General features: G+C 74.9%; 14 protein-coding genes. 4 read left to right on the forward strand and 10 right to left on the reverse strand.

Translation table 11 applies throughout. The features are described from left to right. Positions 1–42 precede the first annotated feature (42 nt). The 5 genes from ACYP53_RS38760 to ACYP53_RS38780 form a co-directional block, all read right to left on the reverse strand. Positions 43–2,625, reverse strand: coding sequence for an FtsX-like permease family protein (locus ACYP53_RS38760; RefSeq protein ID WP_189914014.1), 2,583 nt, complete (start codon positions 2,623–2,625; stop codon positions 43–45). Then, positions 2,622–3,539, reverse strand: a complete 918-nt coding sequence (locus ACYP53_RS38765; protein WP_189914015.1) for an ABC transporter ATP-binding protein — start codon at positions 3,537–3,539, stop codon at positions 2,622–2,624. Before ACYP53_RS38765 ends, ACYP53_RS38760 begins: the two co-directional genes overlap by 4 nt. 111 nt (positions 3,540–3,650) lie before the next feature. Further along, a complete protein-coding gene (locus ACYP53_RS38770) occupies positions 3,651–4,439 on the reverse strand; it encodes an aminotransferase class IV (RefSeq protein ID WP_459650845.1) in 789 nt (262 codons plus the stop codon). Then, positions 4,432–5,502 carry a GNAT family N-acetyltransferase gene (locus tag ACYP53_RS38775; RefSeq protein WP_459650846.1) on the reverse strand — a complete coding sequence of 357 codons (1,071 nt, stop codon included), beginning with the start codon at positions 5,500–5,502 and terminating at the stop codon, positions 4,432–4,434. Before ACYP53_RS38775 ends, ACYP53_RS38770 begins: the two co-directional genes overlap by 8 nt. A gap of 185 nt (positions 5,503–5,687) precedes the next feature. Next, entirely contained in the window at positions 5,688–6,623 is a 936-nt protein-coding gene (locus tag ACYP53_RS38780; protein ID WP_229928327.1) for a DMT family transporter, read from the reverse strand. A gap of 132 nt (positions 6,624–6,755) precedes the next feature. Between ACYP53_RS38780 and ACYP53_RS38785 the strand changes: the two genes are divergently transcribed. From ACYP53_RS38785 to ACYP53_RS38795, 3 genes are all read left to right on the forward strand, one after another. Then, on the forward strand, positions 6,756–7,730 hold the full coding sequence (locus tag ACYP53_RS38785; protein WP_459650847.1) for a LysR family transcriptional regulator: 975 nt from the start codon (positions 6,756–6,758) through the stop codon (positions 7,728–7,730). Positions 7,731–7,859: 129 nt separating this feature from the next. Next, the gene (locus ACYP53_RS38790; RefSeq protein ID WP_459650848.1) at positions 7,860–9,407 is read left to right on the forward strand and encodes an MFS transporter; all 1,548 of its coding nucleotides are present in this window, start codon (positions 7,860–7,862) and stop codon (positions 9,405–9,407) included. Then, positions 9,397–10,410 carry an Lrp/AsnC family transcriptional regulator gene (locus ACYP53_RS38795; RefSeq protein ID WP_459650849.1) on the forward strand — a complete coding sequence of 338 codons (1,014 nt, stop codon included), beginning with the start codon at positions 9,397–9,399 and terminating at the stop codon, positions 10,408–10,410. Before ACYP53_RS38790 ends, ACYP53_RS38795 begins: the two co-directional genes overlap by 11 nt. A gap of 57 nt (positions 10,411–10,467) precedes the next feature. Here ACYP53_RS38795 and ACYP53_RS38800 read toward each other — a convergent pair whose 3' ends face one another. The 5 genes from ACYP53_RS38800 to ACYP53_RS38820 all read right to left on the reverse strand — a co-directional run bounded on the left by ACYP53_RS38800 (position 10,468) and on the right by ACYP53_RS38820 (position 14,745). Further along, positions 10,468–10,968, reverse strand: coding sequence for a S26 family signal peptidase (locus ACYP53_RS38800; protein ID WP_459650850.1), 501 nt, complete (start codon positions 10,966–10,968; stop codon positions 10,468–10,470). 96 nt (positions 10,969–11,064) lie between these two features. After that, positions 11,065–13,113 (reverse strand): ABC transporter ATP-binding protein, encoded by a 2,049-nt coding sequence (locus ACYP53_RS38805; protein WP_459650851.1) that lies wholly within the window; start codon positions 13,111–13,113, stop codon positions 11,065–11,067. Beyond that, entirely contained in the window at positions 13,110–13,679 is a 570-nt protein-coding gene (locus tag ACYP53_RS38810; RefSeq protein ID WP_459650852.1) for a TlpA family protein disulfide reductase, read from the reverse strand. Before ACYP53_RS38810 ends, ACYP53_RS38805 begins: the two co-directional genes overlap by 4 nt. Before the next feature lie 167 nt (positions 13,680–13,846). Further along, on the reverse strand, positions 13,847–14,371 hold the full coding sequence (locus ACYP53_RS38815; protein WP_459650853.1) for a MauE/DoxX family redox-associated membrane protein: 525 nt from the start codon (positions 14,369–14,371) through the stop codon (positions 13,847–13,849). 173 nt (positions 14,372–14,544) lie between these two features. Next, positions 14,545–14,745 (reverse strand): hypothetical protein, encoded by a 201-nt coding sequence (locus ACYP53_RS38820; protein ID WP_229928331.1) that lies wholly within the window; start codon positions 14,743–14,745, stop codon positions 14,545–14,547. 494 nt (positions 14,746–15,239) lie between these two features. Here ACYP53_RS38820 and ACYP53_RS38825 point away from each other — a divergent pair, with 494 nt between their 5' ends. After that, positions 15,240–16,478: a carbohydrate-binding protein gene (locus ACYP53_RS38825; protein ID WP_459650854.1), complete on the forward strand. Its 1,239-nt coding sequence runs from the start codon at positions 15,240–15,242 to the stop codon at positions 16,476–16,478. Positions 16,479–16,554 lie beyond the last annotated feature (76 nt).

The raw sequence follows: 16,554 nt of genomic DNA on the forward strand, positions 1-16,554 counted from the left end.
TCATGACCCACCCCCCATGAGCCCCTCTCATCTCCCGCCGTCCTACTGCCGCGCCGCCGCCAGCGCCACCGGCCGGGTCCGCAGCAGCGCCCGGACCGGCAGCCCGGTCGCGCCGAGGCAGAGCAGCACGGCTCCGGCGGCCAGCGGCAGGGCGAGCATCGGCGGCACGTACGGGGAGGCGTTGGCGACGCCCCGGGTGACCGGCACCAGGGTGATCCAGGCGATCGCCGCGCCGACCGTCAGCCCGGTCCCGGCCACCAGCAGCGCCTCCCAGCGCATCATGCCGCGCACCTGGCGCCGGGTGGTGCCGGCCAATCGGAGCAAGGCGACCTCGCGCCGCCGGTCCAGCACCGTCATCACCAGGGTGTTGGCGGCGCTGACGGCGGCGAACCCGCCGAGCACACCCGCCATCACGGTGTTGGCCCAGCCGCTGAGCTCCATGTCCTTGTCGGCCTGGGCGACGAACCCGGCCCGGTCGGTCACGCCGGTCCCGGCGAGCGCGCCCAGCCCGGCGGCCACCGCCGTACGGTCGGCGCCCGGCGCGTCGGCGACCAGCACCTGACTGTCGTACCCGGTGGTGACGTGCGCGGCGACCGCCGCCCGGGGCAGCACGGCCTGGCCGACGCCGAGCCCCCGGTCGTACACGGCGACCACGGCGGGCCGTACGGCGGTGCCGTCGCCGAGCCGCAGCGGGACGCGGTCGCCGACCCCGGCGTCCAGGGCGTCGGCGAGGGTGGTGCTCAGGGCGATGGTGTCGGTGGCGCGACCGAGGTCGGCGAGCGAGCCGCCGCGCACGTCCAGGTCGAGCACCTCGGGCAGCCGGGCCGGGTCGCCGTCGACACCGAGCGCGGGGGCGGAGCTGAGCCGGCCGCCGCTCTCGACGACGAGGCCGGTGCGCAGCACGCCGACGGCGGTGTGCACGCCGGGCACCTTCGCCGCCCGTTCGGCGGTGCCGGCGGGCAGGCCCGGGCCGGTGGCGCCGATCACGTGGTCGGCGGTGACGCCGGCCCGGACGTTCGCGCCGCTGGTGTGGCTCAGGGTGCTCTGCAGGATCAGCAGGGTGCCGCAGAAGGCGGTGACCAGGACGATCGGGGTGATCGCGGAGGCCAGCCGACGGGCGTTGGCGCGGGTGTTGTCGGCGGCGAGCGAGCCGGGCGCGCCGCCGGCCCGCAGCGGGGCGCCGAGCACGGCGGCGGCGATCCGGGCCACCCAGGGGCCGAGCAGGGCGACGGCCAGCATGAGGCACATGACCACGCCGAGCGCGGTCTGGGCGGCCGCGGCACCGTCCAGGGAGGCGGCGACGGTCGCGACGGCGATGCCTCCGGCGGCGAAGAGCAGTCCGAGGACGGTGCGCACCTTGCCCGGGCGGGGCGCCTCGACGGCGGCCTCGCCGAGCGCCTCGGCGGCGCGCAGCCTGGACGGCCGGCGGGCGGCCAGGAAGCCCGCGGTCAGCGCGGCGAGGGTGCAGGTGAGGACGGCGGCGAGCATCGGCAGCGGGCCGACGTCCAGGCGGACGCCCTTCGGGACGGCGCCGCGATCGGCCAGTTGGCCGAACCACCAGCGGGCGAGGGCGAGGCCGGGCAGGATGCCGAGCGCCGCGGCGACGGGGGCCACCAGCACCGCCTCGGCCGCGATGGTGCGGCGGATCTGGCGCGGGGTGGCGCCGATGGCGCGCAGCAGGGCGAACTCGCGGGCGCGCTGGCCGGTGGCGAGGGCGACGGTGCTCATCACCACGAAGACCGCGGTCATGGTGGCGTAGCCGCCGAAACTGCCGCCGAGGCCGATCAGCAGGGTCCGGGCCTCGCCGAGGGCGGGGTGTTCGACGGCGCCGCGGCCGTCGCCGGAGTAGACCTTCGCGTCGCCGCCGACGGCCTGGCGCACCTGTGCGGCGAGCGCGGCGGCGCTCACCCCGTCGCGGGGCTGGACGGCGATGGCGTCGATCCGGCCGGGGTGGCCGGAGAGGCGGTCGGCGGTGGTGTCGGCGAACCAGGCGGTGGGGCCGGCAGCCTGGCTGGCGGCGAGGCCGGAGACCCGGTAGTTCGCGGTGCCGCCGGGCGCGGAGAGCGTGAGGTTCGCGCCGGGCGCGAGGTGGGCGGCGTGCGCGGTGTCGGCGTCCAGGACCACCTCGTTCGCGCCGGGTGAGCGGCCCTCGGTCAGCCGGTCGGCCGGACCGGCGATGCCGAGGGCGGCGTAGCCCCGACCGATCAGAGCCGGGGCACCGGCCGGGGCCGAGGTGCCGGTCAGCGCCGGAGCGCCGGCCGGGGCCTGGCTGCCGCCGGTCGTGGCGGTGAGCGGGAAGGCGGTGTCCGGCCGAGCGGCCGCGACGCCGGGCAGGGCGGTCAGCCGACCCACCAGCGCGGCGTCGGTGCGGGCCCGTTCCGGGGTGGCCTGCTCCTGGGTCTCGGTGTCCTCGCCGACCTTCTTCTGGATCTTGACGGTCTGCTCGGCCGCGACCACCACGGGCGCGGAGGCGTACCTGGTGGGCTGGAGGCCGGCGGTCAGTCCGGTCTGCAGCAGCACGCCGCAGGCCGTCACGACTGCGGCGCCGAGCAGCAGGGCGACCAGGGTGCCCACGAAGGAGGCGGGCCGGAAGCGCACCGAGGCGCGGGCGAGTCCGTTGGTCACGCCGCCGCTCCCACCGGGCGGGCGGTGAGCGCGACCATCCGGTCGGCGACGGCCTGCGGGCCGGGGTGCGGCAGGTCGTCCACGATCGCGCCGCCGGCCAGGAACAGCACCCGGTCGGCGAAGGAGGCGGCGACCGGGTCGTGGGTGACCATGACGACGGTCGCGCCCAGGGAGTCCACGGCCTGCCGCAGCAGGCCGAGCACCTCGTGCGCGGTACGGGTGTCCAGCGCGCCGGTCGGCTCGTCGGCGAAGACCACGTCCGGCCGGGTGATCAGCGCGCGGGCGATCGCGACCCGCTGCTGCTGGCCGCCGGAGAGCTGGCCGGGGCGCCGCCGGGCGTGCTGCCCGAGACCGACCCGCTCCAGCAACTCCCGGGCCCGGGCGCGGTCCTGGCGTTCCCCGGCGAGCCGCTGCGGGAGCAGCACGTTCTGCTCGACGCTCAGCGAGGGCAACAGGTTGAAGGACTGGAAGACGAAACCGATCCGGCTGCGGCGCAGCTTGGTGAGCCGGGTCTCGCTCAGTGCGGTGATCTCCTCGCCGCCGAGCCGGATCTCCCCGGCGTCCGGGCGGTCCAGGCCGGCCGCGCACTGCAGGAAGGTCGACTTGCCGGAGCCGGAGGGGCCCATCACGGCGGTGAAGCTGCCGGGTGCGAGCGCCAGGTCGATCCCGCGCAGCGCCTGCACCGCCGCCTCGCCGCGCCCGTAGCTGCGACGCACGCCGCGCAGTTCGATCGCGGGGACCGCCTGCGCCGCACCGTACCGGTCGGCGCGGTACGGGGCGCCGACGTTCGGAGCGGCAACGTTCGGAACGCCGACGTTCGGAACGCCGTCGTACGAAGCGTCGCCGTACGCGTCGGTGGCGTGCGGATCGGTCCCGCGCTCGTCGGTCCTGCGGCGGTCGTGGCGGCGTGCCATGGCGGGGCCTTCCTTCGGTTCTGCGTCGCTCGTCGTCATCACGCTCAACGCTAGGAAGGACGGGCTCCCCGAACCATGGAGGTCACCGGCGGACCGGGGGTGGGGTTATCCCTACACCGCTTCGGCGGCGACCCCGAGGTAGGCGGCCCGCAGCTCGGCGAGCAGCGGGTGGGCCGGGTCGAGGAGGGTGCCGTCGACGGCAGCCAGCGGACGGACGCCGACGCCCGCGTTCACCGCGAAGGCGGCCGAGAAGCGGGCGAGCCCGGCAGCGGACAGCGGCTCGCGGGACTGCGGGCCCCGGTACGCGCCGGACAGCAGGGCCTCGGTGACGCCGGGCAGGCTCGGCCCCTCCGGCCAGACCAGCCCGTCGTCGTCCAGGAAGCCGACGTTCCAGGTCGCGCCCTCGGTCACCCGGCCGTCCGGGTCGACCAGCAGCACGTCGTCGTAGCCCGCGAGTTGGGCCTGCCGGCGGTGGTGGACCAGGCCGAACAGGCCGACGTGCTTCACCTCCGGCAGCTCCCGCCGGTACACCGCGGTCCGTACCCGCAGCGGGGCGGGCCCGGCCGCCGCGGCCGGACGGGTGGTGACCAGCAGGGCGGGGGCCGCGGGGGCGGCGGGGCGCTCCAGACCGAGTGCCGGGTCGTACACGGTGACCCGGACGGTCACCGGCGCGCCGTCGGCCGGCAGCACCGCGCGGATCCGCTCCCGCGCCTCCTCCCGGTCGAGCTCGACGGCGAACAGCGCGCGGCAGTCCCGGACCAGCCGGTCCAGGTGCAGCGTCAGGCCCCGGACCCGGCCAGCCTCGGCGCGCAGGGTGGTGAAGTGCCCGTAGTTGAGCAGCCCCAGCGCGGCCAGCCGCGCCGGGTCGGCGGGGGCGCCGTCGATCTCGATCTCAGCCATCCCCGGAGTCTGCCAGCTGCGGCGCGGGCAGCGCGGCCGACGGCGGGGCCGGCACCGGGCCCTGCTCGGCCGTCCGCGACGGGGACCGCAGCGGAGACCGCGGCAGGGACTGTCCCGAGGACTGCGCCGAACACCGCGGCGGGGACTGCGGCAGAGGCTGCGGGGCGGGGACCGGCACCGGGCGGTGCGGGGAGGACGGCGGCCGGCGGGCGGCCCGCTCGAACTCCTCGATCCGGTACGCCAGCCCCTCCGGCTCGCCCGCGTCCGACCAGCGCCACGCCTCCGCCCACCACTGCGGCCCGCGCACCAGCGGGAAGCCCGCCAGTGCCAGGTGCAGGGCCAGCGTCGAGCGCGCGTACTCGTGCACCCAGCCGTCGACGCCCCGGTAGTCGGCCGTCTCGTCCAGGCGCAGCCAGCGGCCCTCCTGGCCGGCGGCCAGTATCGGCACCCAGCCGTGCAGCCGGTCGGCGACCAGCAGGAGCAGCCGCCCGTCCTCCTCGCGCACCCGGTAGGAGGGGAGTTGGGGCATCCGTGCCAGCGAGAGCGCGCGCTTCCAGCCGACCACCCACAGGCCCCGGCGCAGGTAGTAGTCGACCGCCGGCCGCCAGGTCCAGTGCGCCTCCAGCCGGAAGCCGGGCAGGCCCTCGGCGGCGGCCGCCGCGTACACCTCGTCCAGCGCGCCGGCGGCCAGTCCGCGCCCGCGCGCCGCCGGGCTCACGTAGAGGGAGGAGACGGCGAGTTGGCCGGGGCCCTTGGTCCAGTTGTCCACCGCGACGGTACCCACGACGGCGCCGTCACCGTCCTGGATCCAGTACCGGCGGCGGTACAGCTCGCCGCCAGGCCACTCGCGGCCGCTCTCCCCCAGCCGCTCGCGCCAGTCGCGCTCGGCGGGCGCCGTTAGCCCGTCCGGGTCCATCAGCTCGCCCAGTTCGCCCTCCACCAGGGACGCCAAGTCCCAGAGCGCGAACCGCCGTTCGCCCCCATCGCCGACCGCCCGCAGCCGCGGCCCCGCCGCCAGCCGGTCCTGCGCCCGCTCCACCGCCGCATCCCACGACCTCACCACGCCGCCACCATAGCGGGGCCCGACGACATTCCGTAATCCAGTGGACACCGAACGTCAGATCGGGTACGAATGCGGCTGTCCGATCAGCCCGGTTCCCACCGGCTTGTCCGGGAGGGGCCGTCAAGGGGAAGGAGATCCCCATGCGCGGCATCTTCGTACGTGCGGTCGTCGGGGCGGCGCATGCCCTAGCGGACGGGCTGGCGCGCCTTCGGAGCCTGGTCCGCCGCGCCGGTCGCGGCCCGGGGGCGCGGCCGGGCCAGCACCACGGCCGCGATCACCAGGGCACCGCCGGCCAGGGCGTTCCAGCCGACCGGCTCCGCGAGGAACAGCGCGCCGATCGCGGTGGACCACAGCGGCATCACGTAGGTGACAGCCGAGGCCACCGTGGTGCCCGCGGTCCGGACGAGACCGAGGTTGAGCAGGTACGCCAGGCCGGTACCGACGGCGCCGAACACCAGCAGGGCGACGGCCGGGCCGGCCCCCGGCCAGTGCGGGGCACCCGCGGCGAGCGGCGCGATGACGGCCAACTCGGCCGCGGCACAGCCGATCTGGAGCGCGGAGAGGGTGGTGACCGACTCCGGTCGCCCGGACAGGAACCGCCGCAGGTAGGCGAAGCCCGCCCCGTAGCAGCAGGCGGCGGCCAGGCAGGCGAGGCCCCCGGCGGCCTCACCGGAGCCGATGCCGCGCCAGACCCCGAACACGACGAGCACCCCGGCGAACCCCAGCGCGAGCCCGATGAGCCGGCGGGCGCCCGGGTGGCGCTCCTCGGGGACGGTGAGCACCGCGAACAGCAGGGTGAACAGGGGAGTGGTCGCGTTCATCACCCCGGCCAGCACCGAGCTGATCCTGGTCTCGCCGAACGGGAACAGGATGAACGGCACGGTGTTGAGCAGCACCGCGACCACCGCCGAGTGCCCCCACAGCGCACGGTCGCGCGGCACCCTCTCGCCGCGCAGCAGCAGAACGGCTCCCAGTGTGACCGCGCCCAGCAGGCACCGCCACAGCGCCACCCAGACCGGGGGCACCCCCGCGTCGACCGCCACCTTGATCAGGGCGAAGCTCGCACCCCAGATCGCCGACAGTGCCGCAAAACCCGGCAACCAGCGCCGCACCGCAACCACCCCCGCATTCCTCCCGTGTTCCCTGCACCTGGACAGAGGGTGCTCCGGCGCCCGAGCATGAGTCCAACAAGTGGCAGTCCGACGTGGATGAGGAAGTCTCATGTCCCCAGGTCACAGGTACCAGGACGTCCGATGACCACGGACGTCAACCTGGCACAGCTCAGGGCCCTCATCGCGGTCGCCGACACCGGCAGCTTCGGCGCGGCCGCCGACGAACTGGGCATCAGCCAGTCCGCCGTCTCGCACGCCGTAGCCGCCCTGGAGCGGGCCCTGGACGCGCCCGTCCTGCTGCGCGGCAACCCGAGCCGGCCGACCCCGCTCGGCCGGCAGGTCCTGCCGCACGCCCGTACTGCGGTCGCCGCGGCCGCCGCCGTGCGCACCGTCGCCACCCAGCACGCCGGCGGCCTGACCGGCACCGTCCGGCTGGCCGCGCCGGCCACCGTCTGCCAGGCGCTGCTGCCCGGGCTGCTCCGGGACTGGAAGGCGGCCTACCCGCAGCTCACCGTCCGGGTCTTCGAGGGCGAGGACGCCGAGCTCGCCACCTGGCTGGAGGCCGGCACGGTGGACGCCGCCGTCCTGGTCGACGCCGGGCCGCCGCAGCCCGGAGCGGTCCCGCTCGGCGCCGACTCGATGCACGCCCTGCTGCGCCGCGACCACCCGCTCGCCGGGCAGGAGACCATCCATGTGACCGAGCTGGAGGACGACGACTTCCTGCTCTCCGAGGGCGGCTGCGAGCGCCACATCCGGGAGGCCTATCGGCGGGCCGGCACCCGCTTCTCGCCGCGGCACCGGATCCGCGACCTCAACACCCTGATCGGCATGGTGAACGCGGGTGTCGGGGTGTCGGTGATGCCCGCACTGGCACTGACCATGCTCCCGGCCGACTGCGTACTGGTCCCGATCCGGCCCGCCGTCCACCGGAGGCTCACCCTCACCGGGCCGGCGGGCCGACCGTGGACCCCGGCGGTCAGCGGACTGCTGGCGGGGCTGGCCTCGATGCACAAGGGCGCGGGCGGAGTCGCGGGCAGGGTCGCGGGCGGAGCCACGGGCGACGGCGAGGGGAGCGACTCGAACACGAGCAAGGCCCTGGCGGTGGCGCCGAGCTGAATGGAGCTTTTCGGCGCCAGGGGCCGGGCCGGTGGAACTTTCCGCCGATCCGGGCTGCGGCGGCTGGTCGGCGCGGGCGTACGGCCGGAGGGTGACGGCATTCCAGCCGTACGCCCGAAGGAGGACCTGTTGTCCGCTCAGCCGCTGCCCCCACCGTCCGCCCGACCGGGCCACCCGCACCCGCACCGCTGGTGGGCACTCGGTGCGCTGCTCACCGCCGAGGCGATGAACCTGCTGGACGCGACGATCGTGCAGGTCGCCGCGCCGCGCATGCGCGCCGACCTCGGCGGACCGGCCGCCGCCGTGCCCTGGCTCACCACCGCGTACACCCTGCCGTTCGCCGTCCTGCTGCTCACCGGCGGTCGGCTCGGCGACCGGGCCGGACGCCGGCGGATGTTCCGGATCGGCGTCATCGGCTTCCTGCTCTCCTCGCTGGCCTGCGCCTGTGCGCCCACGCTCGGCGCGCTGCTCGTCTTCCGGGCCGTCCAGGGTGCGGCGGCGGCCGTGATCGTGCCGCAGACCATCGGCCTGATCAAGGCGATGTTCCGCGGCCCCGAGACCGCCCGGGCCCTCGGCACGATCGGGCCCGTGATGGGAATCGCCGCGGTCGCCGGACCGGTGCTCGGCGGGGTGCTCACCCACGCCGACCTCTTCGGCTCCTCCTGGCGGGCGGTCTTCCTGGTCAACCTCCCGCTCTCGCTCGCCGTCCTGACCCTCGCCCCGCTGCTCATCGAGGACCGCGCCCCGCGCCGCCCCGGCCTCGACCCGGTCGGCAGCGCGCTCGCGGCACTCGCCACCGGACTGCTGGTCCTGCCGCTGCTGGCCACCGGACACACCCCGCCGGTGTGGCCGGCCGTCGGTGCGGCAGCCGCGGTCGCCTTCGTCGTCCACCAGCGGCGCGGGGCCCGGCGCGGTACCGACACCCTGGTCGAGCCGAGCCTGTTCACCTCCGTGCGGTTCCCGGCCGCGCTGGTCGCCCTGGCGCTCGCCTTCGCCGCCACCACGGGGCTCGGCCTGGTCGTCGTCCTGCAGCTCCAACTCGGCAGCGGTGCGGATGCCCTGGCCTCCGGCCTGACCCTGCTGCCGATGTCGGCCGGGCTCGCGGCCGGTTCCGTGTGGGCCGGCTCCTCGCTGGTCCCGCGGTACGGGGCGCGGGTGATGCCCGCCGGGGTGGCCGTCATGGCGATCGGGGTGACGGCCGCCATCGGCGCCTACCGGACGGGCGAACGGCCGGACGCGCTGCCGTACGCACTCGCCGTGGTCGGACTCGGGCAGGGGCTGTTCACCCCGGTCTTCTTCACCACCGCCCTGCGGCCGCTGCGACCGCAGGAGACCGGATCGGCCGCCGGCCTGCTCAACGCCGTCCAGCAGCTCGGCTCGACCCTGGGCGTCGCGGTGCTCGGACGGATCTACCTGGCCGCCCCGGACAGCGCCGGGGCCCAGCGCGCCTGCTGGGTCGCGGTCGGAGTGCTGGCAGCCGTCGTCGTCGCCGGGCGGGCCATGAGCGGCGCTCATACCTCCCCCGCCGCCGTCCCCACCGAACCACGCGCGACAGAACCGGACGCGGCAGAACCGGAGGCGACGGCACCGGAGGCGACGGAACGGAACACGGCAGGACCGGACACGGCAGAATCGGACGGTGCGTCCGACCCCCGGGAACCCACTCATGCTCGATGACCTCGACCGCGCGCTCGTCCACGCCCTGCGCGTCGACGGGCGCGCCCCGTTCAACCAAATCGCCGCCGTCCTCGACGTTTCCCCGCAGACCGTCGCCCGCCGCTACCGGCGGCTGCGGGCCGAGGCCGGACTCCGGGTCGTCGGGCTCGCCGACCCGCACCGGGCCGGACGCTCACAGTGGCTGCTGCGCCTGACCGCCGGCCCGCACACCGCCCAGAACCTCGCCCAGGCGCTGGTCCGCCGCGCCGACACCGCCTGGGTGAAGCTCGCCTCCGGCGGCACCGAGATCACCGCCATCGTCGACACCGGCCCCGGCCCCGAGGGCCACAGCCTGCTGCTGCGCGACATCCCCCGTACCGCCGCCGTCACCGACGTCGCCGCCCACTGCCTGCTGCACACCTACCGCGGCGGCCCGAGCGCCTGGCCGGCCAGCACCGAGGCACTCAGCGAGGACCAGCAGGCCCGGCTGCGCCCGGCCACCGCCGACCCCACCCCGTCCGGCCTCCCCCCGTCCGGCCTCCCCTCGTCCGGCCTCGCGTCCGGCGGCCTGGACGAGTCCGACCACACCCTGCTCGGCGCGCTCCACCGGGACGGCCGCACACCCCTCGGCGACCTCGCCGCCGCCACCGGCCGCACCCCGGCCACCGTCGCCCGCCGACTCACCGAACTCCGGTCGGACGGCACGGTGTTCCTCGACGTGGAGCTCGACCCCCGGCTGCTGGGCGCGGACATGCAGGCACTGCTCTGGCTGAGCGTCGCCCCCGCCCACCTCGACCGCGTCGGCCGCGCCCTCGCCACCCACCGCGAACTCGCCTTTGTCGCCGCCACCACCGGGCCCAGCAACCTCGCGGCCCTCGCCCTGTGCACCGACCCGGCCGACCTCCACCGGTACCTGACCCAACGGCTGGGCGCCGTCCCGGAGATCACCGCCCTGGAGTCCGCCCCCGTCCTCCGCACCCTCAAGTCCGCCGGCCCGGTCCCGGCACCCTTGGCACGGCCCTGACCGGACGACGAGGGGACGACGACGAGACGAGAGAGCCGACGGAACCGACGCCCCCGGTCAATCCCGCAGCCGGACGCCGTCGAGCACCACGCCCACCACGCTGCGCGCCGGAACGGCGCCCCACATCCGGGAGTCCGTGCTGAACTCCGGGTTGTCGCCCAGCAGCACCACATGCCCGCCCGGCACCGTACCGCCCGCCACGACCGGACGCACCGACGGCGGGACCGGATCACCGGGCAGCGCGGCCAGGCGCTTCACCAGCAGCCGGTCCGGCTGCCGCCTGGCCGGGCCGACCGGCGAGGCGCCGACCGTTGCGGCGCTGACCGGTGCGGCGCCGGCTGGTGCGGCACCAAGGCCGTCCGGGGAGACCACCACGATCCGGCCCGCACGCAACCGGGCCGGGCCCCGCCGCAGCACCAGGACCCGCTGACCAGGCCGCAGCGCCGGACTCATGCTCGGGCCGGAGACCACGACCACCGACATCACCACCCGCAACAGCCCCGCGAGGGCCACCGCGACCACCACCAGCCCGCCACCGACCACCACCAGCAGCCCCACCCCTGCACCTCCTCCGCTCAGCGAACCGACCGACTGGACACCCGGACCCGCATCACCACCGGCACGGCCCCGCCCGACACCTCACAGCCCGACACCTCACACCCCGCCCGCCCGGATCGACACGACCGCGTCCTGGTAGCCGGAGGCCTGGAGGGTGAAGAGTTCCGCGTAGCGTCCGCCGAGGGCCATCAGGGCGTCATGGGTGCCGTCCTCGATCACCTGGCCGGCGCCGAGGACGACGATCCGGTCGGCGTCCCGGACGGTGCTGAGCCGGTGGGAGATCACCAGGCTGGTGGCGCCCCGGCGCAACTCGCGGAGGTTCTCGTGGAGTTCCTGTTCGGCGGCGGCGTCAAGGCCCGCACTGGGTTCGTCGAGGATCATCAGGTCGGCGTCACCGCGCATGAACGCCCGTGCCACCGCGAGGCGTTGCCATTCACCGCCGGACAGGGAGTGGCCCCAGCCCGCCTCCGTCACTCCTTCGGGCAGGAAGATCCGGCTGAGCAGGGCGCCGTATCCGCCGTCCAGTCGTCGCACCCGGTCGTGGATGCCCGCCGCGCGGGCGGCGTCGGCGATGCGGGCCTGGTCGTCGAGGTGGGCGAGGCGGCCGAGGCCGATGTTCTCGCCGGCGGTCAGGTCGTAGCGGCAGTAGTCCTGGAAGACGACGCCGATCCGCTGCCGGTACTCGTCGGGCGGGAACTCCCGGATGTCGACGCCGTCCCAGAGCACCCGGCCGCGGTCGGGGTCGTAGAGCCGGCAGAGCAGTTTGACGAGGGTGCTCTTGCCCGCGCCGTTGAGGCCGACCAGGGCGGTGACGGTGTCGGCCCGCAGGGTGACGGAGACGCCGCGCAGGATCCACGGCGCGTCGGGGTGGTAGCGGAACCAGACGTCCTGGAACTCGATGGTGCCGCGCAGCGCCGCGGGCGGGCGCGGGTCGGTGGCGGGGGCGAGGTCGGGCGGGGCCTCGCCGAGCGTGCGGTAGTGGTCGAAGGTGAGCGCGGCCTGGTAGGCGGAGGCGCCGCCGGCCGCGAGCTGGCCGACACCGGTCTGGATGCCGGCGACCGCCGCGAGGCACACCGAGACCTGGCCGAGGGAGAGTTCGCCGTGCCGGGCGGCCCGTACCGCCCACAGCAGGCCGAGCGCGTAGACGGCCACGCCGAGGAGTGAGGCGGGCAGCCGACGGGCGAGGTTCTGCCGGTCGGTGCGTTCCTCGGCGCCGCTGACCGCCCGCAGTTCGTGCCGGGCGCGCCCGCGCAGGAAGTCCTGCAGGCCGAAGAGGCGGATCTCCTTCACGGCGTCGACGTCGGACACCAGGCTGCTGTAGAAGGACTGGCGCCGGTTGCGGGACATGGTCTCGCTCAGGACGGCGGCCCGGCGGCGGCCGGCCGCCAGCTGGGCCCGCACCAGGGGCAGCGTCAGCACCAGGGTGAGCACGCCGAGCAGCGGGTTGACGACGAAGACCGTGACGAGGAAGCCTCCAACGGTGAGGAGCGCCTGGAGGCTGCCGAAGGCCGCGCCGACCAGGATGTCCGGGGCGACGCCGCCGGCCTGTTGGGCGAGGCGGAGCCGGTCCTGGAAGCGCGGGTCCTCGAAGGGCCGCAGGCCCGGCAGCCGGTTGACCGCGTCGAACAGTTCCTCCTGCACCCGCAGTCGGATCGCCCGGCTGGAGCGCGCCCGGGTGTACTCGCCGAGCGCGGGGAACAGCGCCATGCCGAGGCTGGCCACGACCAGCAGGACGCAGGTGCCGGTGGTCGGGCCGTCCGCGGCACCGGTGAGCGCGTCGAACAGCCGGCTCACCAGCAGCGCGGTGGCGGCGGGCAGCAGGCCGGCGACCAGCCCGCAGAGCAGCGACAGCAGCAGGGTGGTCCGGCCGGCCCGCCACGCGAGCGCGCAGGCGGCACCCGCCGAGCGGAACGCCCGCCCGGCACCCGCCCCCGATCCGGCCCCGGCCCCGGCCCCGGCCCCGGCCCCCGATCCGATCCCCGCTCCGGCCGGACCCAGGCCGACCGGACGGCGGCCGGTCGAGCCACCGCTGTTCGACCCACCACCGACCTGGCCACCCTCGGTCGGGCCACCACCGACCGGGCCACCCTCGACCGACCCACCGCCGACCGGGCCGGCGGAGCCACCGGTATGAGTCCCGCTCATCGCGCGGCGGTCGGGATGACGAGCTCGCCCGGGACCAGGTGGTTGGTGAGCCGGCCGTCCGCGTCGACGGAGACGTAGCTGGGCCAGCGCACGATCCCGAACGCCTCGGCCGTGGACTCGGGGCCGGCACCGGAGGTCTCGACCGACACCCGGGCGACCGGCTCCAGCAGCGTGCGCAGCTCGGCGACCACCGGCCCGCTGCCCTTGACGACGGCGAGGACCCGCTCGCGCCCGCCCGGGTAGCCGGTGACGGCCTTGACGAAGTCGGGCGCCTGCTCCAGGCACGGCCCGCAGGTCCCGGAGAAGAAGCCGACCACGGCGGGTGCGCCGACCAGGTCGGCCCTGGTGACGTCGCCCTCCGCTCCGGTGGATGCCCGGAATTCCGGTACGGGAGCACCGTCCGGAATCCGGTTGTCGGGCACCGAGACGCCCGTCCTGATATTTCCGAAGGAGGTCGGCGAACCGTGCGCGGAACCATGCGTGTTGATTTTCCGGGCGAGCGCGAGCGTCAACATCAGATTGAACAGCGAAAGACAGCCGATAATGACGATGAAAAGCATGGTCATGACGATTCCGTGCCTCGTTCCTGGTTCGGTCGGGTACAGGGAGGAATTCCGGTACGAATCCCCGGTGGAATCCGGGAGGAAAGGGGCACCGCGCCGCCCGGGAGGGCACCCCCGAACCGGGTCGGGCGGCCCGAACGGCGAGAGGCGGGGGCGGGGGCGGGCGCGGCTCAGCGTGCCGCCGAGAAGAGCTCGACGAGCGTGTCGGTGGCGATGATCAGCGCGCTCGCGAAGCCCGCCACGAGCAGTACGACGGCCACCCCGGTCGGCCCGAGGCCACCGGGGCCGGGCGCGATGCTCGCCGCCAGGCCGGCCGCGGCGACGGCGATCAGCACCAGGTTGCGCACCACATGAGCCTTGCTCACGGGCACGCCGGAGGCGCCGAAGCAGGAGCAGGAGACGTCGGCGCCCTGCCGCAGCAGCCGGACCAGGACGGCGGAGAACAGCGCGATCAACCCGCCGGTCGCGGCGAAAGCCCAGGTCGAGACGGGTTCGGGCACCCAGACCAGGAGGGCCAGGGCAGCCTCGGCGACCGGGACCCCGACCGTCGCCGCACCGGTCAGCCGGGGCGGCAGGACCGCCATCACGCGCAGCGCGGAGGCGAAGTCGCGGCGCGCGCGGAACTTGGTGAGGGCGGATCCGGCGAACACCACCGCGATCACGGCGCGGCAGCCGAGCAACAGGTATGCGGTCATGACTCCCCCTCCGCCGGTGCCCCCGCCGACGCAGGACGGGGGCACCGGCGGCCGTGTGTCAGCCGACCGGCTCGACCGGCTCGACCGGCGAACCGGAACGGGCCGGCAGACAGGTCGACAGACGGGCTGGCAGACGGGCCGGCAGACGGATCAACGGACGGATCAGCGGACGATCAGCAGCCGCCGACGATGACGTACGTGACACAGGACGGCTTGACCGCACAGTTCCAGGAGCAGCACTCCGTGACGTACAGGTTTTCACCGCTGCAGTGCGTGGTGGTGCCGGCCGGGCAGGCGCAGTACGCGTCCGCGACATCGGCCTTGCGGCCACCGGAAACCACGCGGTCGACCAGGTTGAGAACTGCCTGAACCATTTGTTCCTCCACTCGGGAAGATGGATTGGAGAGGCTGTGCACTTACTGACGAGATCTCGCGGTTCGAAAAGCTAACCGACCGCTCGAGAGCTTGTCTAGACCAACTTCGAAAGCGGTCAACGGACGGTAATCCGGAACAAGAGGCTCCTGTTCCCGGCGGTTCACACTCCCCCTCCACCGGGTCTTGACCCGCCCTCCGGGACAGGTCTATACCAGTGGGAGCCCACGGCAACCACCCAACGCCCCTGGGCAGTTCTGCCTGCCGCCGCGCCACCCCCACCTCCGGCGCGAAACGGGCACTTCCCCCACCGCCGTTTCCTGGAAGGCTTCCGATGGAACGCGCCATTCCCCCACACCCGACCGGCCCGGAACACCCCGCCGATCCGCCCGGCACCTCCACCGCCCGAAACCAACCCCGAAACCAACCCCGGATCCAGCCCCGAACCCGGCCGCGCAACCGGCACCGCGTCCGCTCCGGCCGGACCGCCCTCGCCGTGACCGGCGTGCTCGGCCTGGTCGCCGGAGGCCTCGCCGCACTCGTCGGCACCGGCGCCGCCGCGGCGGACACCACGGACACCACGGACACCACGGCCGTCACCGCCGCGACCGGCCTGGGCAGCAACTGGTACGCCTCGGCGCCCTACCTGATGCCCGAGGACAACAGCCCGCCGGACGCCGCCGCCGTCATGGACGCCACCGGCCAGAAGGCCTTCCAGCTGGCCTTCATCCTGGCCCAGGGCAACAGTTGCTCCCCCGCCTGGGGCGGCACCTCCTCGATCGACACCGACACCACCATGCCGAACGTCATCCAGACCGTCCGCGGCAAGGGCGGGGACGTCTCGGTGTCGGTCGGCGGGTACGGCGGCACCAAGCTTGGCCAGGTCTGCGGCACGCCGGAAGCGACCGCCGCCGGCTACCAGAAGGTGATCACCAAGTACCAGCTCAAGGCGATCGACTTCGACCTGGAGGAGCCGGAGTACGAGAACACCACGGCCATCCACAACGAGATCGGCGCCGCGCGGATCCTCCAGCAGAACAACCCGGGCCTGTACATCTCGATCACCACCGCCGGCACCAACGCGGGCACCGGCTGGTTCGGCACCCAGATGCTCAACGAGGCCAAGTCGCAGGGCTTCACGCCGAACAACTACTCGATCATGCCGTTCGACGGCGGCTTCAACGGCGCGGCTGCGCAGACCGACGCGCTGGTGAAGCTCAACGGGATCCTGCAGACCACCTTCGGCTGGAACGAGGCGACCGCGTACGCCCACGAGGGCGTGTCGCTGATGAACGGCCGCACCGACGCCGCCGAGTACTTCCGCCAGGCCGACTTCCAGACCGTGCTGGACTTCGCCACCGCGCACGGCCTGGCCCGGTACACCTACTGGTCGGTCAACCGGGACCGGCAGTGCCAGGGCCCGGTGGACCCGGGGCTGTCCGGCTCCTGCTCCAGCGTGGCGCAGAACGACTGGGACTTCACCAAGTACACGGTGAAGTTCGCCGGGGCGACCCCGCCCACCACGCCGCCGACGACTCCCCCGACCACACCGCCGACCAGCCCCGGCACCCCGGGCGCCTGCACCGCGCCGGCGTGGAGCGCGAGCACCACGTACACCGGCGGCGCCAAGGTCTCGTACAACGGGCACAACTACCACGCCAAGTGGTGGACGCTGAACGAGGTGCCGAGCGCCAGCGGCCAGTGGGGCGTCTGGGCCGACGACGGCCCCTGCTGACCGCGCCCCGGCCGGCCAGGCCCCGGCCGACCGAACTCCGCCCGGGCACACCGGGCAAAACGGCCGGACCGACCGC

Source organism: Kitasatospora sp. Ki12, assembly GCF_054601375.1.